Source organism: Afipia sp. GW822-FHT04G07 (genome assembly GCF_058800765.1).
In genome coordinates, this window is sequence record NZ_JBXAMP010000002.1 from 238300 (window position 1) to 264771 (window position 26472).

General features: G+C 62.3%; 21 protein-coding genes. 4 read left to right on the forward strand and 17 right to left on the reverse strand.

The features are described from left to right. Window positions 1-12: 12 nt before the first annotated feature. The 5 genes from denD to AC1RKJ_RS20875 form a co-directional block, all read right to left on the reverse strand. On the reverse strand, window positions 13-996 hold the full coding sequence (denD, locus tag AC1RKJ_RS20855; protein ID WP_492793028.1) for a D-erythronate dehydrogenase: 984 nt from the start codon (window positions 994-996) through the stop codon (window positions 13-15). Between the two features lie 150 nt (window positions 997-1146). Then, window positions 1147-2058: a carbohydrate ABC transporter permease gene (locus tag AC1RKJ_RS20860; RefSeq protein ID WP_492793029.1), complete on the reverse strand. Its 912-nt coding sequence runs from the start codon at window positions 2056-2058 to the stop codon at window positions 1147-1149. Continuing rightward, window positions 2051-3010 (reverse strand): carbohydrate ABC transporter permease, encoded by a 960-nt coding sequence (locus AC1RKJ_RS20865; protein WP_492793030.1) that lies wholly within the window; start codon window positions 3008-3010, stop codon window positions 2051-2053. The genes AC1RKJ_RS20860 and AC1RKJ_RS20865 overlap by 8 nt, the downstream gene beginning before the upstream one ends. A 157-nt stretch (window positions 3011-3167) precedes the next feature. Beyond that, window positions 3168-4493: an ABC transporter substrate-binding protein gene (locus tag AC1RKJ_RS20870; protein ID WP_492793031.1), complete on the reverse strand. Its 1326-nt coding sequence runs from the start codon at window positions 4491-4493 to the stop codon at window positions 3168-3170. A gap of 128 nt (window positions 4494-4621) precedes the next feature. Then, a complete protein-coding gene (locus AC1RKJ_RS20875; RefSeq protein ID WP_492793032.1) occupies window positions 4622-5689 on the reverse strand; it encodes an ABC transporter ATP-binding protein in 1068 nt (355 codons plus the stop codon). Between the two features lie 250 nt (window positions 5690-5939). Here AC1RKJ_RS20875 and AC1RKJ_RS20880 point away from each other — a divergent pair, with 250 nt between their 5' ends. Genes AC1RKJ_RS20880 through AC1RKJ_RS20890 form a run of 3 tightly spaced genes read left to right on the forward strand, consistent with a single transcriptional unit; the run spans window position 5940 to window position 9329 of the window. After that, on the forward strand, window positions 5940-7805 hold the full coding sequence (locus AC1RKJ_RS20880) for an IlvD/Edd family dehydratase (protein ID WP_492793033.1): 1866 nt from the start codon (window positions 5940-5942) through the stop codon (window positions 7803-7805). 15 nt (window positions 7806-7820) lie between these two features. Further along, window positions 7821-8555: an SDR family oxidoreductase gene (locus AC1RKJ_RS20885; RefSeq protein WP_492793034.1), complete on the forward strand. Its 735-nt coding sequence runs from the start codon at window positions 7821-7823 to the stop codon at window positions 8553-8555. Window positions 8556-8582: 27 nt separating this feature from the next. Further along, on the forward strand, window positions 8583-9329 hold the full coding sequence (locus tag AC1RKJ_RS20890; RefSeq protein ID WP_492793035.1) for an SDR family NAD(P)-dependent oxidoreductase: 747 nt from the start codon (window positions 8583-8585) through the stop codon (window positions 9327-9329). A gap of 165 nt (window positions 9330-9494) precedes the next feature. Here the strand turns inward: AC1RKJ_RS20890 and AC1RKJ_RS20895 are convergent, their stop codons facing one another. The 11 genes from AC1RKJ_RS20895 to AC1RKJ_RS20945 form a co-directional block, all read right to left on the reverse strand. After that, window positions 9495-10811, reverse strand: coding sequence for an MFS family transporter (locus AC1RKJ_RS20895; protein WP_492793036.1), 1317 nt, complete (start codon window positions 10809-10811; stop codon window positions 9495-9497). 198 nt (window positions 10812-11009) lie between these two features. After that, window positions 11010-12713 carry an IlvD/Edd family dehydratase gene (locus tag AC1RKJ_RS20900; RefSeq protein ID WP_492793037.1) on the reverse strand — a complete coding sequence of 568 codons (1704 nt, stop codon included), beginning with the start codon at window positions 12711-12713 and terminating at the stop codon, window positions 11010-11012. 71 nt (window positions 12714-12784) lie between these two features. After that, window positions 12785-13756, reverse strand: coding sequence for a fatty acid desaturase family protein (locus tag AC1RKJ_RS20905; protein ID WP_492793038.1), 972 nt, complete (start codon window positions 13754-13756; stop codon window positions 12785-12787). A gap of 20 nt (window positions 13757-13776) precedes the next feature. Further along, window positions 13777-14190 carry a hypothetical protein gene (locus AC1RKJ_RS20910; RefSeq protein ID WP_492793039.1) on the reverse strand — a complete coding sequence of 138 codons (414 nt, stop codon included), beginning with the start codon at window positions 14188-14190 and terminating at the stop codon, window positions 13777-13779. Between the two features lie 34 nt (window positions 14191-14224). Continuing rightward, window positions 14225-15748 carry a UxaA family hydrolase gene (locus tag AC1RKJ_RS20915; RefSeq protein WP_492793040.1) on the reverse strand — a complete coding sequence of 508 codons (1524 nt, stop codon included), beginning with the start codon at window positions 15746-15748 and terminating at the stop codon, window positions 14225-14227. A gap of 88 nt (window positions 15749-15836) precedes the next feature. Next, window positions 15837-16613, reverse strand: a complete 777-nt coding sequence (locus AC1RKJ_RS20920) for an HpcH/HpaI aldolase family protein (RefSeq protein WP_492793041.1) — start codon at window positions 16611-16613, stop codon at window positions 15837-15839. A 95-nt stretch (window positions 16614-16708) separates the two neighbouring features. After that, window positions 16709-17794 (reverse strand): malate/lactate/ureidoglycolate dehydrogenase, encoded by a 1086-nt coding sequence (locus AC1RKJ_RS20925; RefSeq protein ID WP_492793042.1) that lies wholly within the window; start codon window positions 17792-17794, stop codon window positions 16709-16711. 4 nt (window positions 17795-17798) lie between these two features. After that, window positions 17799-18527 (reverse strand): ABC transporter ATP-binding protein, encoded by a 729-nt coding sequence (locus AC1RKJ_RS20930; RefSeq protein WP_492793043.1) that lies wholly within the window; start codon window positions 18525-18527, stop codon window positions 17799-17801. A gap of 2 nt (window positions 18528-18529) precedes the next feature. Then, entirely contained in the window at window positions 18530-20305 is a 1776-nt protein-coding gene (locus AC1RKJ_RS20935; RefSeq protein WP_492793044.1) for a branched-chain amino acid ABC transporter ATP-binding protein/permease, read from the reverse strand. Beyond that, window positions 20302-21177 carry a branched-chain amino acid ABC transporter permease gene (locus AC1RKJ_RS20940; RefSeq protein WP_492793045.1) on the reverse strand — a complete coding sequence of 292 codons (876 nt, stop codon included), beginning with the start codon at window positions 21175-21177 and terminating at the stop codon, window positions 20302-20304. Before AC1RKJ_RS20940 ends, AC1RKJ_RS20935 begins: the two co-directional genes overlap by 4 nt. 159 nt (window positions 21178-21336) lie before the next feature. Next, complete coding sequence (locus tag AC1RKJ_RS20945; protein WP_492793046.1) at window positions 21337-22482, reverse strand: ABC transporter substrate-binding protein; 1146 nt, start codon at window positions 22480-22482, stop codon at window positions 21337-21339. A gap of 298 nt (window positions 22483-22780) precedes the next feature. On the opposite strand from AC1RKJ_RS20945, the gene AC1RKJ_RS20950 reads away from it, so the two are divergent. Further along, a complete protein-coding gene (locus AC1RKJ_RS20950) occupies window positions 22781-23278 on the forward strand; it encodes a hypothetical protein (protein ID WP_492793047.1) in 498 nt (165 codons plus the stop codon). A gap of 122 nt (window positions 23279-23400) precedes the next feature. On the opposite strand, the gene AC1RKJ_RS20955 is transcribed toward AC1RKJ_RS20950, so the two are convergent. Then, a complete protein-coding gene (locus AC1RKJ_RS20955) occupies window positions 23401-26166 on the reverse strand; it encodes an autotransporter outer membrane beta-barrel domain-containing protein (protein ID WP_492793048.1) in 2766 nt (921 codons plus the stop codon). Window positions 26167-26472 lie beyond the last annotated feature (306 nt).

Sequence of the window (26472 nt, forward strand, 5' to 3'; positions counted from 1 at the left end):
CACCGGTGGTTGTCAGGTTGCGAATTTCCCGCCGAGTTCGTCGTCGATGTGAATGCGGATGATGTCGTCGAACGTCTTCTCCGCCGTGGTGAAGCCGAGCTTCACCGCACGGTCGGTGACGAAGTCGCGCGGCCAGCCGGCCACGATGCCGACAATGGTCGGGTCCGGTTCGCGCTTGATGCGCGCGACGACGTTCTTGCCTGCAACGCGCTCCAGCGCCGCGATCTGTTCGCCCACCGTCACGGACAGGCCCGGCATGCTCAGCGCGCGGCGCGGGCCGATAGTGCTGGTGTCCATGGTCCCCGCATGGATCAGAAATCCTACCGCGGAACGCGGCGATGCGTGCCAATGCCGGACATCCTCGGACACCGGCAGCACGGCTTCCTTGCCGGCGAGCGGTTCGCGGATGATGTTGGAGAAGAAGCCGGAGGCGGCCTTGTTGGGAAGACCCGGCCGCACGCAGATGGTCGGCAGGCGGATGCTGACACCGTCGAGCAGACCCTTGCGGGTGTAATCCGAAATCAGCAACTCGCCGATGGTCTTCTGCGTGCCGTAACTCGTCAGCGGCGTGTTGAAAAACTCGTCGCCGATCTTCTCGGGGAACGGCGCGCCGAACACCGCGATCGACGACGTAAACACCACGCGCGGCTTGTAACCGCCGCCGATGGCCCGGATGGCGTCGATCAGATAGCGCGTGCCGTCGAGATTGATGCGGTAGCCCTTGTCGAAATCGGCCTCGGCTTCGCCCGACACGATGGCGGCGAGATGAAAGATCACATCTGGCTTCGAGGCGACGAGCTTCGTCACCGCCGCCTCGTCCGACACGTCCGCCGTCACGACATCGACAGGAATCGACGTGTTCGGCTTGGCCGGAGCCACGACGTCCTGCAACGTCAGACGCGTGATGTCGGTTTTGCCAAGCCTGCCTTCGCGGGTCAGCCGCTCGACGAGTTTGCGCCCGACCATGCCGGCCGCGCCGAGAACCATAATGTGCATCGAAAATCCTTTTTGCTTTTCTTCGATCATTCCGGGATGGGCCACCGTCGGCCCTTGCCGAGGTGTGGCACAGGCCCGGAATCCATCCTTCCGCCCGAGGTTATGGATTCCGGGTTCGCTCGCAAAAGCGAGCGCCCCGGAATGACGAAATTATTCCTTCACCGCGCCGGTCATGGCGGACACATAGTGCTCGACGAAGAACGCGTAGAGAATGACCAGCGGCAGCGAGCCGACCAGCGCGCCCGCCATCAGCGATCCCCATTTGTAGATGTCGCCGTCGACGAATTCGTTGACGATAGCCACCGGCACGGTCTTGTTCTGGGTCGAGGACAGGAACGTCAGCGCATAGATGAATTCGTTCCAGCACAGCGTGAACGAGAAGATGAACGCCGAAATCAATCCCGGGATTGCGAGCGGCAGCACGATCTTGGTCAGAATCTGCCAGCGGCTGGCGCCGTCGATCAGGGCGCACTCCTCCAGCTCATACGGGATGGTCTTGAAATATCCCATCAGCAGCCAGGTCGAGAACGGAATCAGCAGCGTCGGATAGACCAGGATCAGCGACAGCGGCGAGTCGAACAGTCCGTAGGAATGGATGACCGACGCCAGCGGAATGAACAGGATCGACGGCGGAATGAGATAGGCGAGGAAGATCGACGCACTGACGACTTCCGCGCCCTTGAAGCGCAGGCGGACGATGGCATAGGCCGCGAGCACGCTGGCGATGATCGACAACGTCGTCGCCGCCGCCGCCACATACATCGTGTTCCAGAGCCAGCGCGGGTACTGCGTCTCGAACAGCAGCTTCTGGATATGCTTGAGCGTCGGCTTCACCACCCAGAACGGGTTGAAGGTCTCCATGTCGATCAGCTGTTCGTCGGGTTTGATCGACGTCAGCGCCATCCAGTAAAACGGGAACAGCAGGATGACCACGATGATGAACAGCGGGATGTAGAGCGTGATGATCTTGCTGGGTAAGGTCTCCAGATAGCTCATGCCCTCGCTGTTGTCGCTCGCCGACTGGGTCGGCGCGACAGGCGGATGTGCTGCGTGGTCAGTCATTTTCAGATCCTTGCTGCCATTTACGCCGCTGCATTCCGAACCACGAAATGGTAATCGCGGCGAGCAGGAACGGAATCATCGCGGTCGCGACCGCCGCGCCCTCCCCGAGCCTGCCGCTCAGGATTCCGCGCTGATAACTCAGCGTCGCCATCAGATGGGTGGCGTTCACCGGCCCGCCACGTGTCAGCGCCCAGATCAGCTGGAAGTCCGTGAACGTGAACAGCACCGAGAATGTCATGACCACGGCGATGATCGGCGTCAGCAGCGGATAGGTGATGAAGCGGAAGCGCTGCCAGTTGGTCGCGCCGTCCAGCGTCGCGGCTTCGTAGAGCGACGGCGAGACGGTCTGCAGGCCGGCCAGCAGCGTGATGGCCACGAACGGCACGCCGCGCCAGATGTTGGCGATGATGACGCTGGCGCGCGCCCAAGACGAGTCACCGAGGAAATTGATGTTCTGCTCGATCAGACCCATTTTCCGCAGCGACCACGAGATGATCGAAAACTGGGAATCGTAGATCCACCAGAACGCGATGGCCGAGAGCACCGTCGGCACGATGAAGGGAACCAGCACCGCCGCGCGGATCATCGCCTTGCCGGGCATGTTGCGGTTGAGCAGCAGCGCGAGATAGAGCCCGAGCCCGAATTTAATGGCGCTGGCGATGGTCGTGTAGAGCAGCGTGTTGAAGACGGAGAGCCAGAACACGCCGTCGTCCCACAGCCATTCGTAATTCTCGAGCCCGATGAACTGCCCGGCCCGCCCGATGCGCACGTCGGTGAAACTCATCCAGACGCCGAGGCCGAGCGGATAGGCCAGAAACAGGATCAGGAACGCCGCCGCGGGCAGCATGAACCACAACGCGATCCAGTTGCGGTTCGTGGCAAGCCGCTGCCAGAACGACAGCGAACTGACGTAGGGCCGTGGCGTTGGCATCGATGCCGGTATCGTGCTCATGAAACCGAACCTCTGGGACCGAACCTGTGGGACCGAGCCTTCAGCGCGCATTCCGGAAAAGCAGACACCGGTTTTGCGGGCAGAATGCGCTCAAGTTGTGATCGAGAAGAAAGAGACGCCGGCGCGTAACGGTTCCGCGCCGGCGATCCTTGCGTCCTTAGCGATAAAGGCGCTTGGCCTGACGTTCGGCGAAGGCGATCGAGCCCTTCGCGTCTTCGCGGCCGGTGCAGTAGTTCGCGAACATGTCGACCACGATGAAGTCGGCGATCGCAGCCGCGGCGTTCTCTCCGAGCGTGCCGAGGCCGCCTGGCGTGAGCGTGCGCTTGGCGACGTCGCGATACACCGTGTTCTTCGGATCGGCAGTCCACACCGGGTTGTTGTCGTAGCCGTTGAGGAACGACGACAGATAACCCGACGCCGAGGACAGCCACGGATTGTACTGGTCCGCTTCCATCATGAATGCGGTCAGCGCCTTGCACGCCTGCGGATACTTCGTGAAGTTGAAGGTCAGCATGGTGAACGGCAGATGCAGTTCGGTCGGCTTGCCGGCCGGTCCGATCGGCATGTAGGCGTGGTTCATGTCGTCGGCGACCGCCTTGTTCTCGCGCTTGGCGGTGACATAGACCGAGATGCCGTTACAGGTGACGTGAAGCTGGCCCGACACGAACGCCTTGTTGTTCGAAGAGTCGTTCCAGGACGCGGTGCCCGGAATGAAGGTCTCGTACAGCGCCTTGACGTATTCCAGCGACTTCATCGTCTCCGGGGAGTTGATGATGACCTTGTCGTTCTTGTCGACAAGGTAACCGCCGTGGCTCCACAGCGCCCAGTGCAGCCAGGTGTTGGCGTCGCCCGAGGCATGGCCGAGCGCCATGCCGGCCGGCGTGCCGTTCTTGTTGAGGCCCTTGCACAGTTCGAGGAAGCCCGCGGTGTCCTTCGGGAATTCCTTGAAGCCCGCTTTCTCGCACGAGCTGATGCGATAGTTCATCAGCGCGCCGGTGGCCGCGACCGGAATGCCGATCCACTTGCCGGTCTTGTCCTTGCCGTAGGCATTGGCGGATTCGGCCCAGCCGCCGTACTTCTTGGCGAGATAGTCGGCCACGTCCGTCACGTCGACGCACTTGGTCGGCAAAAGATGCGGCAGCGAATACAGGCCCCAGACCATGTCGAGGCCCTGCCCCGTGTTGGCCGCAACCGACGCCTTCGGCTGAATGTCGTCATAGGATTCATTGGTGACGTTGACTTCGACGCCGGTCGCCTTGCTGAACGCCTGAACGATGTTCATGAAAGCCACGTCCTCGGCTTCCACGAAGCGTTTCCAGCGCAGCAAGTTGATCTTGGCGCCCTTTTCGGCTTTCCACTGCGTGGTCTGCGCCCAGGCGGTCGCGAAATTGAGCAACTGGTCGGCGGAGACGGTCGCGGCACCCGCGAGCACGGACGCGCCGCCCTTCAGAAGTGCGCGCCGGTTTGGTGTGAAATCACTCATTGTAACTCTCCCTGTTTTCGCCGGCTCTTGATTGTCTTGGCCGGGTGCTGGTTATGATTTTAGCGTAAACCCGTTTTGGTCCGGCGCGGTCCGGTTTCGAAAACCGGACCATGCCTTGTTGATAAAACCTAGTTGATGAGACGCTTGCCGGTCTCCTTGTCGAAGACATGTGCCGAGGTCGGAATCGGCCGCAGCTTGACCTTGTCGCCGGGCTTGACCGGCCGGCGGTCGCGAATGACCGCGATCAAGTCCTGATCGCCAATGCGCGCGACGATCTGGGTTTCGGACCCCGTGGGCTCGACAACGACGACGCTGGCCTCGATGCCGTCATCGGCGAATTCCAGATGCTCGGGACGGATGCCGTAGGTCACCGGCTTGCCGTCGAGGCCCGCGCGCGATGCGATCAGCGGCAGCTTGCTGCCGTTCGCTGTCTCGACATGGGGCGTGTTGCTGCCGACCAGCTTGCCTTCGAGAAAATTCATCGCCGGCGAGCCGATGAAACCCGCGACGAACTTGTTATCCGGATGATCGTACAACTCGAGCGGCGATCCCATCTGCTCGACGATGCCGTCGTGCATGACCACGATCTTGTCCGCCATGGTCATGGCTTCGATCTGGTCGTGGGTCACATAGACCGTCGTGGTCTTGAGCCGCTGATGCAGTTCCTTGATCTCGGTGCGCATGGCGACGCGCAGCTTCGCGTCCAGATTCGACAGCGGCTCGTCGAACAAAAAGACCTGGGGATCGCGCACGATGGCGCGGCCCATGGCGACGCGCTGGCGCTGGCCGCCCGACAATTGCCGCGGATAGCGGTCGAGCAGCGGCTTCAATGCGAGAATGTCCGCGGCGCGATGCACCAGCTTGTCTATCTCGTCCTGTGGCGCGTCGCGCAGCTTGAGCGAGAAGCCCATGTTCTTGGCAACCGTCATGTGCGGATAGAGCGCGTAGTTCTGGAACACCATGGCGATGTCCCGTTCCTTCGGCTGAACGTCGTTGACCACCCGGTCGCCGATCGAGATCGTGCCCGACGTGATCTTTTCCAGACCCGCCAGCATCCGCAACAGGGTTGATTTACCGCAGCCGGAAGGGCCGACCAGCACCACGAATTCCCCGTCCTCGATCGGAACGGTCACGCCGTGCAGGACTTCAAACCCGCCAAACGATTTGCGCACGTCGTGAATATGCACGGACGCCATACAGTCTTCCTCCCTCTCGTTTCGGCGTCGTCCGGCGAAAGCCGTCGCTGCTCTGTCTTTTTTTGAACGTCGATATCCGGAAGCGATCTTTGAAAGTTTGTGTCGAAGGGTATTCTCAACGGATTGATCCGTTCTTGCTATTGGACAGAGGTCTTAGCAGAGATTTTCGGTTCTGTCCCAAAGATCGGATGTTTGATTTGTAAGCGTTGCAGATGCCGCTTCGACATGCAAACATTACCAACGCCGACACATGGATTGTGTGCAGTGCGGGAGAAATCTTGTGAAAAAAAATGACGATCACGCCGCAATAAAAAATGGCGCAAATAACGGCGCGAAACGCAAACTCCGGTCCCAGCTCTGGTTCGATAATCCCGACAATCCCGGAATGACCGCTCTCTATCTGGAGCGGTATCTGAATTACGGGCTGACGCGGCATGAGTTGCAATCCGGCAAGCCGATCATCGGCATCGCCCAGACCGGCAACGACCTGTCGCCCTGCAACCGCCATCATATCGAACTCGCGCAACGTGTTCGTGAAGGCATCCGCGAGGCCGGCGGCATCGCCATGGAGTTTCCGACCCACCCTATTCAGGAAACCGGCAAACGGCCGACCGCAGCACTCGACCGCAACCTCGCCTATCTCGGGCTGGTCGAAATCCTGTTCGGCTATCCGCTGGACGGCGTGGTGCTGACCACGGGCTGCGACAAGACCACCCCGGCCTGCATGATGGCCGCCGCCACCGTGAACATTCCCGCCATTGTATTGTCGGGCGGCCCGATGCTGAACGGCTGGCACAACGGCGAACGGACCGGCTCCGGCACCGTGGTGTGGAAATCCCGCGAGGAAATGGCCGCCGGCAAGATCGACTATGACGAATTCATGGACATCGTGGCCTCAAGCGCGCCGTCCGTGGGCCATTGCAACACCATGGGCACCGCCTCCACCATGAACTCCCTGGCGGAAGCCCTGGGCTTCTCGCTGCCGGGTTGTGCCGCGATCCCCGCGCCCTATCGCGAACGCGGCCAGATCGCCTATGAGACCGGCAAGCGCGCGGTTGAAATGGTGTGGGAGGATCTGAAGCCGTCGGACTTCCTCACCCGCAAGGCCTTCGAGAACTGCATCGTGGTCAACTCCGCGATCGGCGGTTCGACCAACGCGCCGATTCACATCAATGCGCTGGCCCGTCATATCGGTGTCGATCTCTCCATCGAGGATTGGCAGAAATTCGGCCATGACGTGCCGCTGCTCGTGAACATGCAGCCGGCGGGCTATTATCTCGGCGAGGAATATCATCGCGCCGGCGGCGTGCCTTCCGTGGTGCGCGAACTGATGAAGCACAAGCGCATTCATGAAGACGCCCTCACCGTCAACGGCAAGACCATGGGCGAGAACTGCAGGACTGCGACTGCCCCCGACAGCGACGTGATCCGCACCTACGACAAGCCGCTGGTGAAGGACGCGGGCTTTATTGTCCTGCGCGGCAACCTGTTCGATTCGGCGATCATGAAGACCAGCGTGATTTCCAAGGAATTCCGCGACCGCTACCTCTCCAACCCGAAGGACCCCGAAGCGTTCGAGGGCCGCGCCATCGTGTTCGAGGGGCCGGAGGATTATCACCACCGCATCGACGATGACTCCCTGAAGATCGACGAGCACTGCATGCTGTTCGTGCGCGGCGTCGGCCCCATCGGTTATCCCGGCGGCGCGGAGGTCGTGAACATGCAGCCGCCCGCGGCCCTGATTAAACGAGGCATCACCTCGCTGCCCTGCATCGGCGACGGCCGCCAGTCCGGCACGTCGGGCTCGCCGTCGATCCTGAACGCCTCGCCGGAAGCCGCCGCCAACGGCGGACTTGCGATCCTCAAGACCGGCGACCGTGTCCGCATCGACCTCAACAAGGGCGAAGCCAACATCCTGATTTCCGACACCGAGGTGAAGCAGCGCCATGCGGACCTGATGGCCAAGGGCGGCTTTCCGTTTCCGAAAAACCAGACGCCGTGGCAGGAGCTTTATCGCGACACCGTCGGCCAGCACGCCACCGGCGCGTGCCTCGAACTGGCGACCCGCTATCGCAACATCGCGGGCACCATCGGCGTCGCGCGGGACAATCACTGATAGCGAGGACGTCACATGTCTGACCGACTGAAAGGCAAGCGCGCATTCGTGACCGCGGGTGCGGCGGGGATCGGACGCGCCTGCGCCCTCGCCTTCACGCGCGAAGGCGCCACCGTGATCGCCACCGACATCGACGAGGTCGGCCTCGCCGCGCTGAAAAAGGAAGGCGTCGCGCAGACCGTCAAGCTCGACGTCCGCGACACTGCAGCCGTCGAGGCGATGGCGAAGAAAGTCGGCAAGGTCGACATTCTGCTGAACGCCGCCGGCTTCGTGCACAACGGCACGGCGCTGGAATGTTCGGACGCCGACTGGGACTTTTCGTTCGATCTCAACGTCAAGTCGATGCACCGCACGATCCGTGCATTCCTGCCGTTGATGCTGGAAGGCGGCGGCGGATCGATCGTCAACATCGCCTCCGCCGCCGGCGTGTTCAAGGCCGCGCCCAACCGCTACGTCTACAGCGCCACCAAAGCCGCCGTCGCGGCCTTGTCGCGCGCGGTTGCGGTCGATTTCATCACCAAGGGCATCCGCTGCAACTCGATTTGTCCCGGCACCATCGAGACACCGTCGATGCTGGGGCGCGCGGCAGCGCTCGGCAGCGGCGGCCGCGAGATGTTCGTTAGCCGCCAGCCGATGGGACGGCTCGGCACAGCGGAGGAAATCGCCCTGCTCGCGCTCTATCTCGCCAGCGACGAGAGCGCCTTCACCACCGGCGTCGATCACATCATCGACGGCGGCTGGACGCTGTAATCAGCAAAAGAAACTCAGGAGAACGCCTTGAACAAGATCGATCTCAGTGGACGGTTCGCCGTCGTCACCGGCGGCGCGCAGGGCTTTGGCCGCGCCATCACCGAACGCTTCGCGGCGTCCGGCGCCAAGGTCATGATCTGGGATTTCGACGAGACGCTCAGCCAGAAGACCGCAAAGGAGATCGGCGGCGCCGTCACCGCGCTCAAGGTCGACGTCACCGATCCCGCCGCGGTCGAGGCAGCCAGGGACGCGACGCTGAAAGGTTTCGGACGCATCGACATCCTGGTCAACAATGCCGGCATCGCGGGCGTCAACAAGACCGTCGCGGACCTGTCCTACGACGAGTGGCGGCAGGTGATGAAGATCAATCTCGACGGGCCGTTCCTGTGCTGCAAGGCCGTGGTGCCCGCGATGATGAAGCAGAACTACGGGCGCATCGTGAACATCGCCTCCATCGCCGGCAAGGAAGGCAACCCGAATGCCTCGCACTATTCGGCATCGAAGGCCGGCGTGATCGCACTGACCAAATCGCTCGGCAAGGAACTGGCGGGCACCGAGATCGCGGTGAACGCCGTGACTCCCGCCGCCGCCAAGACCGCGATCTTCGACCAGATGACGCAGCAGCACATCGACTTCATGCTGTCGAAGATCCCGCGCGGACGCTTCCTCAAAGTGGAGGAGCTTGCCTCACTCGTGACATGGATGGCGTCGGAAGAATGCCTCTACACCACCGGCGCGGTGTTCGATATTTCCGGCGGCCGCGCGACGTATTGATCTTCCCCCTCTCCCCGCTCATGCGGGGAGAGGGTTGGGGTGAGGGGCAACCTTCGTCGATCATCGGGCCCTCGCCCCTCACCCGGATTGCTTTGCAATCCGACCTCTCCCCGTAAACGGGGAGAGGTAAAAAGACTCCTCGCAATGACGTGATTAAACGCGCCCCTAATCCGGATCAGACTCGTGCCCGTGCAGGTAGCCCTTGACCTTGGGGTCCGGCATCAGGATCGCCGCGAGCAGCGCAACGGCGCAGAGCGCTGTCACGTACCAGAAGAAACTCGACTCGAGGCCGTAATCCTTGAACCACAGCGCGACGTATTCCGCCGAGCCGCCGAACAAGGCGTTGGCGATGGCATAGGCGAAGCCGACACTGAGCGCCCTTACCTCGGGCGGGAACATCTCCGCCTTCACCACGCCGCTGATCGAGGTGTAGAGCGAGACAATCGCCAGCGCGAGAACGATGAGAAAGTAAGCCATATAAGGGCTGGTCACCCCGCCGATCGCATACATCAGCGGGACGACGCAGAGCGTCGCGAGCACACCGAACATCCGCATCTGCGTCCGGCGGCCGATCCTGTCTGACAGCGCACCGAACGGCGGCTGCATGATCATGTAGGTGAACAGCACCGCGCTCATGACACCGTTGACGGTGCGGTGATCCATATGCGCCGAGTTCACCAGATACTTCTGCATGTACGTGGTGAAGGTATAGAAGATCAGCGATCCGCCCGCCGTGTAGCCGAGCACAAGCAGGAACGGCTTCAGGTGATGGGTGAAGATCGTGCGCAGCGATCCCGCGCCCTCGTGCGAGCGGCTCTTCTCGGACGATGTCTCGTGCAGCGACATCCGCAGGTAGAGCGCCACGACCGCGCATAGCGCTCCGATCAGGAACGGAATGCGCCAGCCCCACGCGCGCATCTCCGCGTCCGTCAGCGTGAGTTGTATGACCAGCACGACAAGAGACGCCAGCAACTGGCCGCCGATCAGCGTGACATACTGGAACGATGCATAGAACCCGCGCTTGCCGGGAAGTGAGACCTCGCTCATGTAAGTCGCGGTCGTGCCGTACTCGCCGCCGACCGAAAGTCCCTGCACCATGCGCGCCAGCAACAGCAGGATCGGCGCCGCAACGCCAATGGTGTCATGGGTCGGAAGCAGGCCGATGGCGAGCGAGCCGCCGCACATCATCAGGATCGATGTGACCATCGATGTCTTGCGGCCGTATTTGTCGGCTATGGTGCCGAAAATATATCCGCCGATCGGCCGCATCAGGAACCCGATGGCGAACACCGCAGCGGTCTGGAGCAATTGCGTGGTCTGGTTGCCCGCCGGGAAAAACGCGTGGGCGAAATAGAGCGCCGTGAACGCGTAGGCGTAAAAATCATACCATTCGACGAGGTTTCCGGACGAACTTCCGACGATGGCCCATATCCGGCGGCGGCGATCGGCATGCTGATCGGCGGTCAACGTGACTGTGCTCATGGAGAGGCCCCTTCATCTGCGACGATAAGCAGCAGGCCCCGCCTTTCGCTCCCTGTCAAGAACCGGACCGCGGCAATCTACCGATGCACATCCTTCGAGGCTTACCGCAATCACGGCTCACACCTCAGGATGACACTGCGGTCAGGGGTATGGGTTCCCGCTTACGCGGGGATGACGTTGAGAGATATTGTCCGCCCCCTACTTCCCGTCCCGCCGCATGAAATCGAAATCGCAGCCGTCATCCGCCTGCGTGATCGTTTCATAAAATAAATGCGCGTAGCCGCGCGCGGCCCACTCCGGCGTCGCGGGCGCGGCGAGTGCCGCCCGACGCTTTTTCAGTTCGGCTTCATCGACCAAGAGATCGATCTTCCGGCCCGCAACATCGAGCTTGATCATGTCGCCGGTCTTCACCAGCGCCAGCGGCCCGCCCACCGCCGACTCCGGCGTGATATGCAGCACGATGGTGCCGAACGCCGTGCCGCTCATGCGCGCGTCTGAAATCCGCACCATGTCCTTGACGCCGGTGCGCAGTATTTTTTGCGGGATCGGCAGATAGCCCGCCTCAGGCATTCCCGGTGCGCCCTTCGGCCCGGCATTGCGCAGCACCAGCACGTCATCCGCCTTCACGTCGAGAGCCGGATCGTCGACCCGCAACGTCATGTCCTCCACGGACTCGAACACCACCGCACGGCCGGTGTGCTGCAACAGATTCTTGCTCGCCGCCGAATGCTTAATGATCGCGCCGCGCGGCGCGAGATTGCCGTGCAGCACCGCCATCGCGCCCTCGGGCGTGATCGGATTGTCGCGCGAGCGGATCGCATCCTGTCCCGGCACTTCCTCGGCATTGGCAACGACATCGCGCAGCGTCCCTCCCGCGATGGTTTTCGCATCGAGATCGATCAGGTCGCCGAGCTGCTTCATCAGCTTCGGCACGCCGCCCGCATGATGGAAGTGCTCCATGTAATGCGCGCCGGAGGGCTTCAGATCGATCAGTACCGGAACGTCCCGCCCCAACTGGTCGAATGCGGCGAGATCGATCCGGTGCGGCGTGCGGTTGGCAATCGCCGTCAGATGGATCAACCCGTTGGTCGAGCCGCCGATGGCCTGCAACACCACCTGCGCGTTCCTGAACGCGGCGGGCGTCAGCAATTCACTCGGACGCGGCCCGCCGGTGACGGCCATCTCCGCGGCGCGCCTGCCGCTGAGTTCAGCCGAGCGCACGCGCTCGGAATGCGGCGCAGGAATTGTCGCGCTCATCGGCAAGGACAACCCGAGCGTCTCGGTGATGCAGGCCATGGTGCTGGCGGTGCCCATCACCATGCACGTCCCCACCGACGGCGCGAGGCGGCCGTTGACCGCCTCGATTTCCACTTCGTCGATTTCGCCCGCGCGGAATTTCCCCCACATGCGGCGGCAATCGGTGCAGGCGCCCAGCACCTCGCCCTTGTGATGGCCGACCACCATCGGGCCGACCGGAATGACCACCGTCGGCAGATCGGCGCTCACCGCCGCCATGATCTGCGCCGGCAGCGTCTTGTCGCAGCCGCCGATCACCACCACCGCGTCCATCGGCTGCGCGCGGATCATTTCCTCGGTGTCCATCGCCATCAGGTTGCGCAGGTACATCGAGGTCGGAAACGAAAAGCTCTCGGCGATGGAGATGGTCGGAAACACCATCGGCATCGCGCCCGCCAGCATGACGCCGCGCTTCACCGCCTCGATGAGCTGCGGAACGTTGCCGTGGCAGGGATTGTAGTCGCTGTAGGTGTTGGTGATGCCAACGATCGGGCGCTCCAGCGCGTCGTCGGAATAGCCCATCGCCTTGATGAAGGCCTTGCGCAGGAACAGCGAAAATCCGGGATCGCCGTAGCTGGTCAGCCCCTTCTTGAGACCCTTGGTCATCTCGTTCTTTCCGTCGCATTGATTTGCGGCGGCACATTAGAAGCATTTCAGGGGCGTGGCAAAACCTGCAATCAGGCCGGTTGCTGCCGCGAGGTCGCGAGCCGCAGCACGTCGAGATAGCCAGGAGCGACATCGACCCGCTGGATCAGGCCCTTCTCGGTCAGCAGCCGGTGCGCCTCCGGCAGCCGGTAGCATGGCAGATACATGAACAGGTGATGCTCGGCGTGATAGTTCACCCAGTACGGCGCGATCAGCGCGCGCTCGATGATGTTGGCATGGGTGGTGCGCGCATGGCTGAACGGATCGGGGCCGGTCGAGGTGCAGGCATGTTCGGCGATGTTGCGCACGCGCGTCACCAAAGGAAACCATGTCGCCATCGCGACGATCCACACGCCGAAGAACCAGACGCCCGCGCCCGCCAGCCAGAACAGGCCGAACAGCAACGCATTGACGCCGAGAAAACGAAGCATCGCGATCCTGCCCGCGGTGAGAAAGTTCTCGGTCTCGTCATCGTCGGCGATGTCGTCGATGACTTTGTCGTTGCGCGTGAACAGCGTCCTGAAAAGCGGCAGGCGCTGCTTGAGGAAAGTCTGCCCGGTCAGGTCGCGGAACGCCTTGCGATAAAAGCTCTCCTTCGAGATCGGGAACGGCGCCGAGAGGCCGAGGTCCGGATCTTCCGGCTGCTGCGTGAACCTGTGGTGCTTGAGATGATAGGCGCGGTAGCCCGCCAGCGACGCGCCGACCGGCACCGCGCAGATCCAGTTGCCGATGAACTCATTAATCTTCTGGTTGGCGTGCAGCCCGCCATGCGCCGCCTCGTGCATCAGGATCGCAAGGCCGAGTTGCCGCGTCCCCACGATCATCACCGCCACAAGCCATGTGAACGGATTCGGCCAGATCGTCACCAGCGCGATGGCGGCGGCGATGGTGCCCCAGCAATGTGCCACCAGCCACATGCCGCGCAACGAACTGCGCGACGTCAGGTCCGCCCATTCCTCGGCGGAAAAGATCGTCTTCGGATCGACGCGCTCAACGGCTGGCATGGTTTATCCCTTCCCGTTGGTTATGGAGATCGTCCGGCCTCCGCGACTAGTTGACTCATCAGTAGCCAAGCACTTTGCCGACCTTCCGCAATAAACCAGCGGCCATCTCTCAGCTCCACTCGCGACTTTAGGAACGTACGGCGGGTGGCCATTACAGCACCCGCAGCAGCACCTAGAATTGCCCCAGCCGGTCCAGTCAAACCGCCAGCCAGCGCGCCAGCGGCAACACCTCCCAACACTCCGCCCGCTGCTAGACCTTTAACTGTATCACTTGCGGTCGTACGCTTCTCACTATCAACGTAGCGGACTGAAACTATATCCTCAAATCTAAGCTCTTCCTTCTGACCTTGCAGGTTCTTCAACTTCAATGCGCGTTCTTCAACAAAAACTATACCGGTCCGAAAATCGCCTCCCAACACTCTGATAAAATTCATATGAAAATCCGAAACTAAGTATCAGTGGAGATCGCTACATCGTAGCGCCTAATACCCACGGCGCAAACTCAGCCGCGCCGAAATCGAAGGCCTCGCTCTTGGTCTGCTCGCCGGAGGCGACCCGCAGCATCAAATCGAAAATGCGCTGGCCGCATTCCTGAACGGTTTCCTCACCGTCGAGGATGGTGCCGCAATTGACGTCCATGTCCTCTTCCATGCGGCGGAACATCGGCGTGTTGGTCGCGAGCTTGATCGAGGGCGATGGCTTGCAGCCGAACACGCTGCCGCGCCCGGTGGTGAAACAGACCAGATTGGCCCCGCCCGCCACCTGCCCCGTGGCCGCGACTGGATCGAAACCCGGCGTGTCCATGAAGGTGAAACCCTTCCGCGTCACCGGCTCGGCATATCCCACCACGTCCACGAGATTGGTGCTGCCGGCTTTCGCCATCGCGCCGAGCGACTTTTCCAGAATCGTCGTCAGGCCGCCCGCCTTGTTGCCGGGGCTGGGATTGGAGTCCATCTCCGCGCCGTTGCGCTTGGTGTAGTCTTCCCACCAGCGCATCAGCGCGACGAGCTTCTCGCCGACCTCGGTGCTGACCGCGCGCCGCGTCAGCAGATGCTCCGCGCCATAGGTCTCGGGCGTCTCGGACAGGATCACCGAGCCGCCATGGCGCACCAGAATGTCGCTGGCCGCGCCGAGCGCCGGATTGGCGGACACACCCGAATAGCCATCCGAGCCGCCGCACTGAAGCGCCACCATCAACTCGCTCGCGGAACACGGTTCGCGCGTGATGGCGTTGGATTCCGCCAGCACCTCGTGAACGAACGCGACCGCCTTCTCCACCGTCTTGCGCGAGCCGCCGACATCCTGAATGTCGAGCGAGCGCAACCGGCCCGCCAGCCGCTGCTCTTCGAGAAAGCCGCCGATCTGGTTCATCTCGCAGCCGAGGCCGAGAATGATGACATGCGAAAAATTCACATGCCGCGCGTAACCACCGAGCGTGCGCCGAAGCACCGTCAGCGGCTCAAGCTGTGTCATGCCGCAGCCGGTCTTGTGGGTCAGCGCCACCACGCCATCGACGTTCGGAAACGCCGCCAGCGGATCGTGGCCGGTGAACGGATTCTTCTTGAACACGTCGGCGACCATGCCTGCGACATGCGCGCTGCAATTCACCGAGGTCAGAATGCCGATGTAGTTGCGCGTCGCGACCCGCCCGTCGGGACGGCGGATGCCCTGAAACGTCGCGGGCAGATCGAAGTTCGGCGTCGGCTTGACGTCGACGCCATACGCATAGTCCTTCGAGAATTCGCCCATGCCGATGTTCTGCACATGGACATGCTGGCCGGGCGCGATGGCCGTCGTCGCAAAGCCGATGATCTGGCCGTAACGCATCACGGGCTCGCCGACGGCAATGGGCTTCACCGCCACTTTATGACCGGCGGGAATGCGCTCGCTCGCAGCAACTCCCTTCGCCACCTCCGCGCCGGGCAGCAGCGCCGCCCGCGCGATCACCACGCTGTCATCGGGATGCAAGCGGATCACGGGTGTGGGGGCCATGGCTATTGTCCTTGTTGGCTCTGGCTTCTTCCTTTTCGCCTCTCCCCGTTACGGGGAGAGGTTAAAAAAAGGCAGTTCCCGGCAGCGTCTACGCCTTGCCGCCGGAGTTCTTCCGTACCTCGCCGATGTGGCTCTTCGCGGACATCGCCAGCAACCCGCTGTCGTTCAGGATCGTCACCAGCTTGAAGCCGCGCTCGATGGCAAGCGTCGCGCCGGCATGACCGCTGCAATGGATGCCGGGGAAGATGCCGCGCTTGTCGCATTCCTTCACGATCCGCTCATAGATCTTGATGATCTCCGGCTCGGTGCGGTCGAGCGTCGGATGCAGGCCGTAGGAGAAGCCGAGATCGGACGGGCCGATATAGACACCGGCGATGCCCTTCACGTCGAGGATCGACTCGAGATTTTCGACCGCGGTCTTGGTCTCGATCATCGGAATGCAGAGCGTCTCTTCATTCGCGGTCTGCTGATACGTCCCGGCCGAGCCGTACATCATGGCGCGGATCGGTCCGTTGCTGCGGGTGCCGCGCGGCGGATACTTCGCATACTGCACGAAGCGCTCGGCTTCCTCCTTGGTGTTGATCATCGGGCAGATCACGCCGTAGGCGCCGCCATCCAGCACCTTGCCGATGATGCCCGGCTCGTTCCACGGCACGCGTACCATCGGCGTCACCGGATGCGCCTGCATCGCCTGGAAGCACTGGATCATCGACTGATAATCCTGCACGCCGTGCTGCATATCGACCGTGACGCTGTCGAAGCCGCATTGCGCCATCACCTCGGCGGAAAAGCCCGACGGGATCGCCAGCCAGCCGTTGACGACCACCTTGCCGGCTGCCCAGATTTCCTTGACCTTGTTTGCCATTCGCTCGTTTCCCGTTTCTGTTTTGATTATAACTGGCTGATTTGGGCGCGGGTCATGCATGAGCAGCCCTCTCGGTGAGACGCCCGATCCTTAACCTATCCGGTCGCCTTGGCAACGGCGGCTTCGTCGATCCCGACCGCCCGCGCCGTCGCCGCGATGGAATTCCAGGTTTCGTCGGTCAGCGGCACGCCGTTTTTGGTGCGGTCCGCGCGCGTCGCCGCTTCCGGCTCGCCGGGGATCAGAACCGCGTCGTGGCCCTGCGCCAGCTTGCTGTCCTTGAAGAAGGCGATATAGCGCGCGACCTCGCCGTCGAAGAAATGCACGGGGTCCACGACCTTCGGGTCGATGAAGATCGCCAGCATGCCGTTGGAAAAACGCCGGTCGGTCTTGGTGGCGCCGTTGCCGGTGAGCGCGCCGCCGAGCAGTTCGCACATCAGCGCGAGCCCCGAGCCCTTGTGATCGCCGAACGCGCGGATCGCGCCCTTGCCCTGCGCGTGGACGCGCGGACCTTCCGCCTCATAAGGCCCATAGAGCACATGCGGATCTTCGCTGAGACTGCCGTCCTCATCGACCAGTGCGCCCTTCGGCAGTTTCTTGCCGCCGCGGCTCGCTACCATCACCTTGCCTTCGGCCACGATGGAGGTCGCGAAATCAAGCACCACAGGCCCCTGCCCCGGACGCGGAATGCCGACGCAATAAGGTGCGGTGGAAAGCTTGCGCCCGACGCCGCCATAGGGCGCGACCAGCACGGAGCCCGCAGCGTTGACGAAGAAGATCGAGACGAGGCCTTCCGCCGCCGCCATTTCCGCCCAGTCGCCGACGCGGCCGAGATGGCCGGAGTTTTTCAGCGTCATCACGGCGATGCCGTTGGCTTTGCACTTGCCGATGCCGACCTTGACCGCCTGCGGCGTCACCGTCTGGCCATAACCGAAGCCGCCGTCCACCACCGCGAGCGATGGCGTATCGACCTCGAGCTTGATGGTCTGGTCGGGAACGATGATGCCTTCCTTGGCCCACTTCACGTATTGCGGCACGCGGATGACGCCGTGGCTGTCATGCCCGGTCAGGTTCGCCGTGGTGAGATAGGTGGCGATGCGCTCGGCCTCGGCTTTCGAGGAACCCGCGCGTGAGAAGATGTCGGCAACGAAGCCGATGAGTTTTTGGGAATTGATAGTGACCATGATTTTAGACAGTTGCCTTGGTATGGCCGCCTAGGTAAGCGGCTCTGATTGCTTCGTTACCCCATAATTCATCGGGTTTGCCGCCCAGCGCAAGACGCCCTGTTTCCAGCACGTAGCCATGATCGGCAACGGACAATCCCATGCGCGCGTTCTGCTCCACAAGCAAAACCGTCGTGTCCTTGCGGATTTCGGCGATAATCCGGAACACCGCCTGAACGATCACAGGCGCCAGGCCCAGCGACGGCTCATCCAGCAGCAGAAGGCGCGGTTTCGCCATCAGCCCGCGCGCCACCGCGACCATCTGCAATTGCCCCCCGGACAGGGTCCAGCCGAGCTTGTCGGCAAACTGGCGGATGTCGGGGAACAGATCGAACATCGCATCGGCTTCGCGCGACAATTGCGCTTTCGCGACCCGGCGGTTCGACGCGCCGAGCATGATGTTCTCTTTCACCGTGAGGCCGGGAAACACCCGCCGCCCTTCCGGCACATGGGAAATGCCGAGGCGCACGATGGCTTCCGGCCCCATGCCGACGGTGGACTTCCCGTCGTAGAGAATTTCCCCCGCGGCGGGTTTGGCGAGGCCTGAAATCGCGCGCAGCGTGGTGGATTTTCCAGCACCATTGGAGCCGAGCAGCGTCACCACCTGCCCTTCGTCCACTTTCAGCGAGATGCCGCGCAGCGCTTCGATCTCGCCGTACAGCACCATCAGGTCGTTGATCTCGAGCAGCGCCATGTTCACTCCGTCCCGAGATATGCGGAAATGACGTCGGGATGCTGCAACACCGCCAGCGATTCGCCGTCGGCGATGCGCTTGCCGAAATTCAGCACCGTGATGTGCTGCGCGGCTTCGCGCACCAGCGTCATGTCATGATCGATGATGAGAATGGTCAGCCCCTGCGCCGCGATCCGCTTGAGCAGATCGTGCAGTTCGACCTTCTCGCTGGAGTTCAATCCAGCGGCGGGTTCGTCCAGCAGCAGCAGCGTCGGATTTCCCGCCAGCGCGCGGGCGATCTCGATCAGGCGCTGATGGCCGTAGGAGAAACTGGACACCAGTTCGTTGGCGCGCAGGCCGAGGCCCACGAAGGTCAGCGCCGACAGCGCGCGCTGCGTCAGCGCATCCGAGCCCTTGTCGATCAGCGTATTGCCGGGCCGCTCCGCGCCGATCACGACGTTTTCCAACGCCGTCATCGACCGGAACAGCCGGATGTTCTGGAACGTGCGCCCGAGGCCCGCCGCCGTCCGCTCATGCGCCGGCATGTCGGTCACGTCGGTGCCGTCGAGCACGATCCTGCCGGCGGTTGTCTTGTAGAGTCCCGACAGCATGTTGAGCGTCGTGGTCTTGCCCGAGCCGTTCGGGCCGATCAGCGCATGAACGCCGCCGCGCCGCACCGACAGATCGACCTTGTCGACCGCCTTCAGGCCGCCGAAGTGCTTCGACAGGCCGGTGACTTCGAGCACGATGTCGCCGCCGGTCTTGGCGGGCGCAAGCTGAAGCGCAGGACTCGCGACATGCGGCACCGTCTTTGCGCGCCACTTGTTGATCAGTTCCTGCACAAAGCCCCAGATGCCGTCCGGCATGAAGCGCACGATCAGGATGACGAACAGGCCGTAGATGGCGAGATAAAGTCCGGGAATGGTTTTGAGAAAGCGCAGCCATTCCGGAATGAGAATCAGCAACCCGGTGCCGATCACAGCGCCAATCGGCGATCCGACGCCGCCGAGCAGCGCCATCGTGAGGAACACGATCGATTCCGCGAACGAGAACTGGTCCGGGCTGATGTAGGAGAATCCGCCCGCATAAAGCCCGCCGCCGATGCCGCCGAGCAATGCGGACAGCGCGAACGCCGCCACCTTGGTGCGGAAGATGTCGATACCCGCCACGCCCGCGGCGAGTTCGTTGTCGCGCACCGCGCGCATGGCGCGGCCGATCCGCGTATCGGGCAAATGCCAGACGAGATAGCCGATCACCGCAAGTGCGGCAACGCAGAACGCCAGAAACGCCTGCTGCGACTGCAACAGCGCCGGCCGGCCGATCCGCGAGATGCCGTCGGGGCCGCGCGTCAGCCAGATGGCGTTGATCATGACCAGCGTGATGATCTGCTGGAACGAGATCGTCACCATGGCGAGGTAGTGGCCGCCGAGTTTCAGCGTCGTCATGCCGAGCAGCGCGCCCGCAAGCAGCGCCAGCAGCGATCCGGCGATCAGACAGATCCAGAAATTGGTCTGATAGTCGGTGGTGCCGAGCGCGACGATGTAGGCGCCGATCCCGAAGAACGCCGCCTGCGCCAGATTGATCTGCCCGCACATGCCGAGCACGATGGTCAGCCCGAACACCGCAACCGCAAATGTCGTCGCCTGCATCAGGATGTTAAGGACATAGCCGTCGAAACTCATCGTCGCCGCGGCGAACACCGCAATCGCGGCGGCGATGAAATACGGCAGATGCCGCAGCAGCGACGGCGTGGAACGCACGGCGGTGTCCGCCGAAATCTTTTCGCCCTGCACGCTCATGCTTTTTCCGCCACGCGTTCGCCGAAGATGCCCTGCGGACGGAAGACCAGAAACAGGATCAGCACGAGGAACGCGAATGCGTCCTTGTAAGGCACCGACACATAAGCCGCGCCGAACGTCTCGATGATGCCGAGCGCAATGCCGCCGATGATCGCACCGGTAACGTCACCGAAACCGCCGATAATGGTCGCAGCGAAGGCTTTCAGCGCGATCGTCGCCCCCATCTGGATCGAGACGAACAGAATCGGCGCGACCAGAATGCCGGCAAGACCGCCCAGCACCGCCGAGTAGATGAACGTGATCATGATCATCGCCGACACCGAAATGCCGAGCAGCGACGCCATTTCCTTGTCCTGCGACGTCGCCTGCAATTTCTTGCCGAGCATGGTCTTCTCGAAGAACCAGTAATTGAAGATCACCAGCACGAGGGTGACGGCGATGATCAGCAGATACTGGCTGTCGAGATAGACCGGGCCGAGCTGGATGCCCGGCGTCTCGAACCAGCCCTCCAGCACCTGCGGCGCGGGGCCGTAGATCGCCAGTACCGAATTGGCCAGAAAGATCGACGCGCCGATAGTGGCGATGATCACCGGCAGGAAGGTGCGGTGACGCAGCGGATAATACACGCCGAGGTTGAAGATGACGCCGAACAGCGCCATCCCGCCGAGCGAGATCAGGAACGACAGCCAGTACGGCCATTGCAGATCGACGGCGAACACCACCATCAGGAAGGCCGCCACCATGGAGAACTCGCCCTGCGCGAAGTTCACCACGTTGGTTGCGCGGAAAATCAGCACGAACCCGAGCGCGACCAGCGCGTACACCGAGCCGATACCGATGCCCGTGAAGAGCAACTGAAGAATCTGATCCATGAAACGCTCGCTCAAGAGAAACAGGACATTTTGCTCACAGCGTCATTGCGAGGAGCGTTTGCGACGAGGCAATCCAGTCCTTCTTTATGCTCTGGATTGCTTCGCTTCGCTCGCAATGACGGCGGCTCTCTCCCGACGGGAGGAAGCCGCCGCTGCGCTTCAGGTCTTCGCTTCGATGTGCTTCTCGAAGACGATATTTCCCTTTTCGTTCTTCACGATGTTGTAGCCGTGAAGACCGTCTCCGTTCTTGTCGAAATTGTACTGGCCTTCCGCGCCTTCATACTTCTGGATCGCGAGGATGGCTTCGCGCACCTTTTCGGGGTCGGTGGTCTTCGCCGTGTTCATCGCCTTCGCCAGCACGTTGATGGCGTCATAGGTCCATGCGCTCTGGTTATCCGGCGCGAGCTTGTAGGCATCGCGATAAGCCTTGCCATAGGCCTTGGCCGCCGGGCTTGAATCCTCGGCATAGTCGGCGACGCCATAGGTTCCGTACAGCGACGCGCCCGCGAGCCGCGTCGACGACACGCCGACGATGGACGGCGAGCCCACCCACGGAATGTTGACGCCGAGCTGGCGCAACTGGCGCGCGAAGATGCCGAGATCGTTCTCGAACGTGAAGTACGAGCCCAGAACGTCGGCGCCGGACTGCTTGATCGCCAGCACCACCGGGGTGAAATCCTGGCTTTGGTTGGCATAGCCCTGGTCGAGGACCGGGGTGACGCCGAGCTTGCTCAATCCCTCGGTGAGCGCCTTGCCGCCCGCCGTGCCGAATGCGTCGGTGGAATGCAGAACCGCCCACTTCTTCTTGCCGAGGGTGTTGGTGCCGTAATCGGCGATCACGCTGCCCGAGTAGCTGTCGTTCGGCCGGAACCGGAACAGCCACTTGTTGCCCATGTGGGTCAGGTTGGGATCGGTGCCGCCGATGGCCATCGGCTTGCCGAGCTTCAGGACGTCCGGCGCCATCGCATGAACCTGCGTCGAGCGAATCGAGCCGAGGAAGGCGACAATGTCCGACTGCGCGGCGAGTTTGGAGAATGCGAGCACGACGCCCGGATTGGTGGTCTGGTCATCCTCGGTAATGAGTTCAAGCTGCTTGCCGAGAACGCCGCCCGCCTTGTTGACGGCTTCGAGTGCGAGCTTCGCGCCGTTCAGAGCGAACTTGCCCTGCTCGGCGGCCGATCCGGTGACCGGAAGCACCTGACCGATCTTGATGGTCGCGCCTTGCGCCCCGGCATTTTTGATGAAGGCCGGCGCGGCGAGCATTGCGGCGGCACCGACAGAAAAATCACGTCTCGTTAGTTTCATCGTCATCCTCCCAAATGGTCGTGCTTTTTCCGCCGACCTTGAAAGCGATTAGAAGTCCGAAAAACCGGATTGTCTACCGACTCTGGCGAAAATCATTCAAACATCCGATCATTGCGTTGCAACCTGCGAGATCGTGAAAACCGCCCGACAGTCCGGGGGACTCCGGTGTCACCGGAGTGACAAAAAGCTGGCGCGCAACAATTTTCCCGTTTTGGTGCAGTGCGCCACATATTCCCGTGAACCAAACCGTGTTATGAGCGACACATACATATCGACCGCAAAACGATGGTGTTTACAGATGTCTTTCCCCGCGACTTTTAATTACCGTAATTTCCGCAATGCCGCCGTGGCCGCTGCTCTCGTTCTGACACCGGGACTCGCACATGCCGATTCTCCGTTTGCCAATTATGCAGGCAATTGGTCCGGCAACGGCACCATCACGATCGCGGAGGGTGGCACGGAGCGCATCCGTTGCCGTGGCACTTATTCCGTCGACGGCAGCGGCAACACGCTCCATCAGGTGCTTCGCTGCGCCAGCGACAGCTACAAGTTCGAACTGACCAGCGACATCGCCGCCAAGGGTAGCAACATCACCGGCTCCTGGAGCGAAGCCAGCCGCGGCGTCAACGGCACCGTCGAAGGCAGCATCGCGAATGGGCAAGTCAGCGCGCTGGTCCAGACCAATGGCTATGCCGCCAGCTTCAATGTCACGACCCGTGGCAACAAGCAGTCGGTCAATATCAGCTCCAAGGGCGAGTTGCGCGGCGTGACGATCAGCCTGTCGCGGAGCAACTAAACCGTCCAATTCTGACAAAAACGGGCCCGCCGATGATCTATCGGCGGGCCCGTTTCGTTGGCTGGAGCTCGGCAGGATGAAGAGATCGGCAACCCGCGCGGCGACAACCATAAGGGCCGCCGCTACCAGACGACGCGCACGCCGCCCTTGCCGGTGAAGGACGTGACATTGTCGTTCATGCCGGCGACTTCACCGGCAGCGAACAGCGCCATGCGCCCGATCTGCCAGTCCAGACCCGCGCCGCCATAGAGGCCGAACACGTTCTGCTTGTCCGGCGTCGCGGCGATAAAGTTCTGCCCGACCAGCGCGATGTTGACGGTGGCGTCGCCCGTGCGCTGCTGCGCCAGCAGGCCGCCGGTCACGCGAACGCCGAGGCGGCTGCCGTTGCTGAATGTATGGGCGTTGGCCAACGTCACCTCCGCACGTTCCTCGAACGCCTGCATGTTGCGGTCGCCGACTGCGAGATTGGCGCTGGAGCCGGTCTCGGTGTAGCCGCCGAACTGCGCGGCGACGTAGCGCACTTTCAGCGCGGGCGTGACCATGACGCCGTGATCGAACGCGAAGCGATGGCCGAGCGCGAGCGAGGGATTGACGAACCAGCCGTCATAGGTGGCGCTGGCGGTCTCCAGCGCCAGCCCGCCGCCGATGTTGCGCTTCGACTCGTTGTTCAGCTTGCCGCCGATCAACGCGAGATCAAGGAAGCTCGCGCCGAACATGCTGCGGCTGTAGAGCCCGCCGAACAGCGTGTCGGTGTCGGTCCGGCCGGCATTGAGGTCGAGTCGGGTCTCGTTGGTGCTGCCGCCGATGAAACCGCCGAGCTTTGTATCGGGCGTGATCTGCCGGTCATAGCCGATGGCGCCGCCGTAACCGACCGTCACGCCGCCGATGAAACTGCCGTTCGTCGCCTGCTCGCGCCGTCCGCCAAAGCCCTTGGCCCAGACGCTGTTGCCGTCGCGGTCGGTGACAGCGCTGCCCCTGAACACCGGTGTTGTCGGCGCGAACGCCATTGCTCCGACGACCATGGCTTCGGACACGGTACCAAAGGCGTGGTCAAAACGGGGAGCCGCCGCCTCGATCGCAGCAAAGGCATTGGCCGCACCGCCCGATGCCGGTTCGAACACCGGCGTGTCGGGCAGCACCGACGCGATCCAGCCGGTGATGTCCATCACGGCGCGGTTCATGGCGCCGAAGCCGGAGAGATCGGCGACAATGATCTGGTTCGGTGTCACGACATACGGATTGCCCGACGTGGTAACGGTAGAGCGCGCGGCGTCGAAGTTCGCCGTGTTGAGAATCCAGCTTCCAGGTCCGAAATTCACCTTGTCGCCGCCGCCGCCAAAGTTCACCAGCCCGCCGAAGCGCGCACCGGGAAGGATGGTGAGGCTGTCGGAGGCGGCTGTGCCATTGGTGTTGAACCAGATCGCCGTGCCGCTCATACCGGCGATGGTGCCGGAATTGATGATGTTGCCGGTGGTGATGAGGCTGACGCCGTTGGCGCTCCCGGTGATGGAGCCGAAATTGGCCACATTGGCTGTGGTGGCCCGGATGCCGGAATTGTTGCCCCCGTTGATGGTGCCGGAATTGGTCACATTGGCTGTGCCGGCAAGGATGCCGTAGCTGCCGCCGGTAATGGTGCCGGAGTTGGTCACATCGGCTGTGCTGGTAGCGATGCCATAGAGGCTTGCTCCTGTGATGGTGCCGGAATTGGTCACAGTGAGGGTGGTGGCATAGATGCCGAAGAAGCCCCCGCTGACGGTGCCGGAATTGGCGACGGTGGCCGTGTCGGCATTGATGCCGCGGCCACCCCCGATGATTGTGCCGGAATTGGTTACATTGGCTGTGCTGGCCCGGATGCCGTAGTCGCTGCCGGTGATGGAGCCGGAGTTGGTCACGGTGGCTGTGTTGTCGGTATTGACGCCGGAGAAGTCTGCTCCCGTGATGGTGCCGGAGTTGGTCACATTGGCTGTATCGGCCCGGATGCCATAATCGCCGCCGGTGATGGTGCCGGAGTTGGTTACATTGGCTGTGTTGGCAACGATGCCGTAGTTGCCGCCGGTGATGCTGCCTGAGTTGATGACATTGGCTGTGACAAGGGCACTTATGCCGCGGGTGCCGCCGGTGACGGTGCCGGAATTGGCGACGGTGGCCGTGCTGGCCCAGATGCCGTAGTCGCCGCCGGCGATGAGGCCGGAGTTGGTCACGGTGGCTGTGTTGACGGCATAAATGCCGTAGAAGTCTGTCCCCGTGATGGTGCCGGAATTGGTCACATCAACCGTGCTGGCACGGATGCCGTTGTCGCCGCCGGTGATGAAGCCGGAATTGGTCACGGTGGCTGTGTCGTTGACATGGATGCCGGCGAAGTCTGCTCCCGTGATAGTGCCGGAATTGATCACATTGGCTGTGCTGGCCCGGATGCCGTAATCGCCGCCGGTGATCGCGCCGGAGTTGGTCACATTGGCTGTGCCGGCAAGGATGCCGTAGAGGTTTGCTCCTGCGATGGTGCCGGAATTGGTCACGATGACGGTGTTGGCGGCATAGATGCCGGAGGAGTCTCCGGTGACGGTGCCGGAATTGGCGACGGTGGCCGTGTTGGCGCCGATGCCGGCGTTGAATCCGGCGACCCTTGCCCCGGACATGATCGTGACATTGAGATTGTCGAGGAGGAAGTTGCCGTAGCCGTTGACGTCAAGGCTGGTGCCGGGAGCGCCAGTGCCCTGATTGATGGTGGTGCCGGTGCAGGTTGCGGTGACGTTGTCGGCGGCGGCGGGATCGCAGGCGGCGCGGGCCGCTTCGCTGACCATCAGCACGGCGGCAGCAGCAGTCGAGGCCAAAAGCCCCTTCCGCAGCGCAGGCGACGGCTTCGCCGCGTTCGCATTCTTGCTGGACATTCGCAGTGCCCCGAAAATCAACAAGTCAAAATCCGCCGCACGCTTTGCTGCGCGCTGGAAAATCATTCTGAATTTTTGGCCGAGATGTTCGCGATCACGACATTCACAATCACGGCATTCGTGATCACGACGTTCGCAATGACTTCCAAAATCAGCCCCACAATCATGCAAAGTCTAATCGGGTTCCGCTCAATCGGAAAGTGCGGATACCAGCGGGGGTGTCGCTCCCATGGGCAGTTTGTCACGTCTCACGGCACGGCATCGGCATGCCTGATTCTGACAGAATCAAAAGCTTCAGCGTGCAGG

What these genes read in the sequence shown, in the direction of transcription:
- AC1RKJ_RS20885 (WP_492793034.1), top strand. Translation starts at nt 7,821, where the DNA reads ATGTCTGACCGACTGAAAGGCAAGCGCGCATTCGTGACCGCGGGTGCG.
- AC1RKJ_RS20880 (WP_492793033.1), top strand. Translation starts at nt 5,940, where the DNA reads ATGGATTGTGTGCAGTGCGGGAGAAATCTTGTGAAAAAAAATGACGAT.
- AC1RKJ_RS20915 (WP_492793040.1), bottom strand. Translation starts at nt 15,748, where the DNA reads ATGGCCCCCACACCCGTGATCCGCTTGCATCCCGATGACAGCGTGGTG.
- AC1RKJ_RS20905 (WP_492793038.1), bottom strand. Translation starts at nt 13,756, where the DNA reads ATGCCAGCCGTTGAGCGCGTCGATCCGAAGACGATCTTTTCCGCCGAG.
- AC1RKJ_RS20875 (WP_492793032.1), bottom strand. Translation starts at nt 5,689, where the DNA reads ATGGCGTCCGTGCATATTCACGACGTGCGCAAATCGTTTGGCGGGTTT.
- AC1RKJ_RS20895 (WP_492793036.1), bottom strand. Translation starts at nt 10,811, where the DNA reads ATGAGCACAGTCACGTTGACCGCCGATCAGCATGCCGATCGCCGCCGC.
- AC1RKJ_RS20865 (WP_492793030.1), bottom strand. Translation starts at nt 3,010, where the DNA reads ATGAGCACGATACCGGCATCGATGCCAACGCCACGGCCCTACGTCAGT.
- AC1RKJ_RS20925 (WP_492793042.1), bottom strand. Translation starts at nt 17,794, where the DNA reads ATGGTCACTATCAATTCCCAAAAACTCATCGGCTTCGTTGCCGACATC.
- AC1RKJ_RS20860 (WP_492793029.1), bottom strand. Translation starts at nt 2,058, where the DNA reads ATGACTGACCACGCAGCACATCCGCCTGTCGCGCCGACCCAGTCGGCG.
- AC1RKJ_RS20940 (WP_492793045.1), bottom strand. Translation starts at nt 21,177, where the DNA reads ATGGATCAGATTCTTCAGTTGCTCTTCACGGGCATCGGTATCGGCTCG.
- AC1RKJ_RS20920 (WP_492793041.1), bottom strand. Translation starts at nt 16,613, where the DNA reads ATGGCAAACAAGGTCAAGGAAATCTGGGCAGCCGGCAAGGTGGTCGTC.
- AC1RKJ_RS20955 (WP_492793048.1), bottom strand. Translation starts at nt 26,166, where the DNA reads ATGTCCAGCAAGAATGCGAACGCGGCGAAGCCGTCGCCTGCGCTGCGG.
- AC1RKJ_RS20945 (WP_492793046.1), bottom strand. Translation starts at nt 22,482, where the DNA reads ATGAAACTAACGAGACGTGATTTTTCTGTCGGTGCCGCCGCAATGCTC.
- AC1RKJ_RS20870 (WP_492793031.1), bottom strand. Translation starts at nt 4,493, where the DNA reads ATGAGTGATTTCACACCAAACCGGCGCGCACTTCTGAAGGGCGGCGCG.
- AC1RKJ_RS20950 (WP_492793047.1), top strand. Translation starts at nt 22,781, where the DNA reads ATGTCTTTCCCCGCGACTTTTAATTACCGTAATTTCCGCAATGCCGCC.
- denD (WP_492793028.1), bottom strand. Translation starts at nt 996, where the DNA reads ATGCACATTATGGTTCTCGGCGCGGCCGGCATGGTCGGGCGCAAACTC.
- AC1RKJ_RS20910 (WP_492793039.1), bottom strand. Translation starts at nt 14,190, where the DNA reads ATGAATTTTATCAGAGTGTTGGGAGGCGATTTTCGGACCGGTATAGTT.
- AC1RKJ_RS20935 (WP_492793044.1), bottom strand. Translation starts at nt 20,305, where the DNA reads ATGAGCGTGCAGGGCGAAAAGATTTCGGCGGACACCGCCGTGCGTTCC.
- AC1RKJ_RS20930 (WP_492793043.1), bottom strand. Translation starts at nt 18,527, where the DNA reads ATGGCGCTGCTCGAGATCAACGACCTGATGGTGCTGTACGGCGAGATC.
- AC1RKJ_RS20900 (WP_492793037.1), bottom strand. Translation starts at nt 12,713, where the DNA reads ATGACCAAGGGTCTCAAGAAGGGGCTGACCAGCTACGGCGATCCCGGA.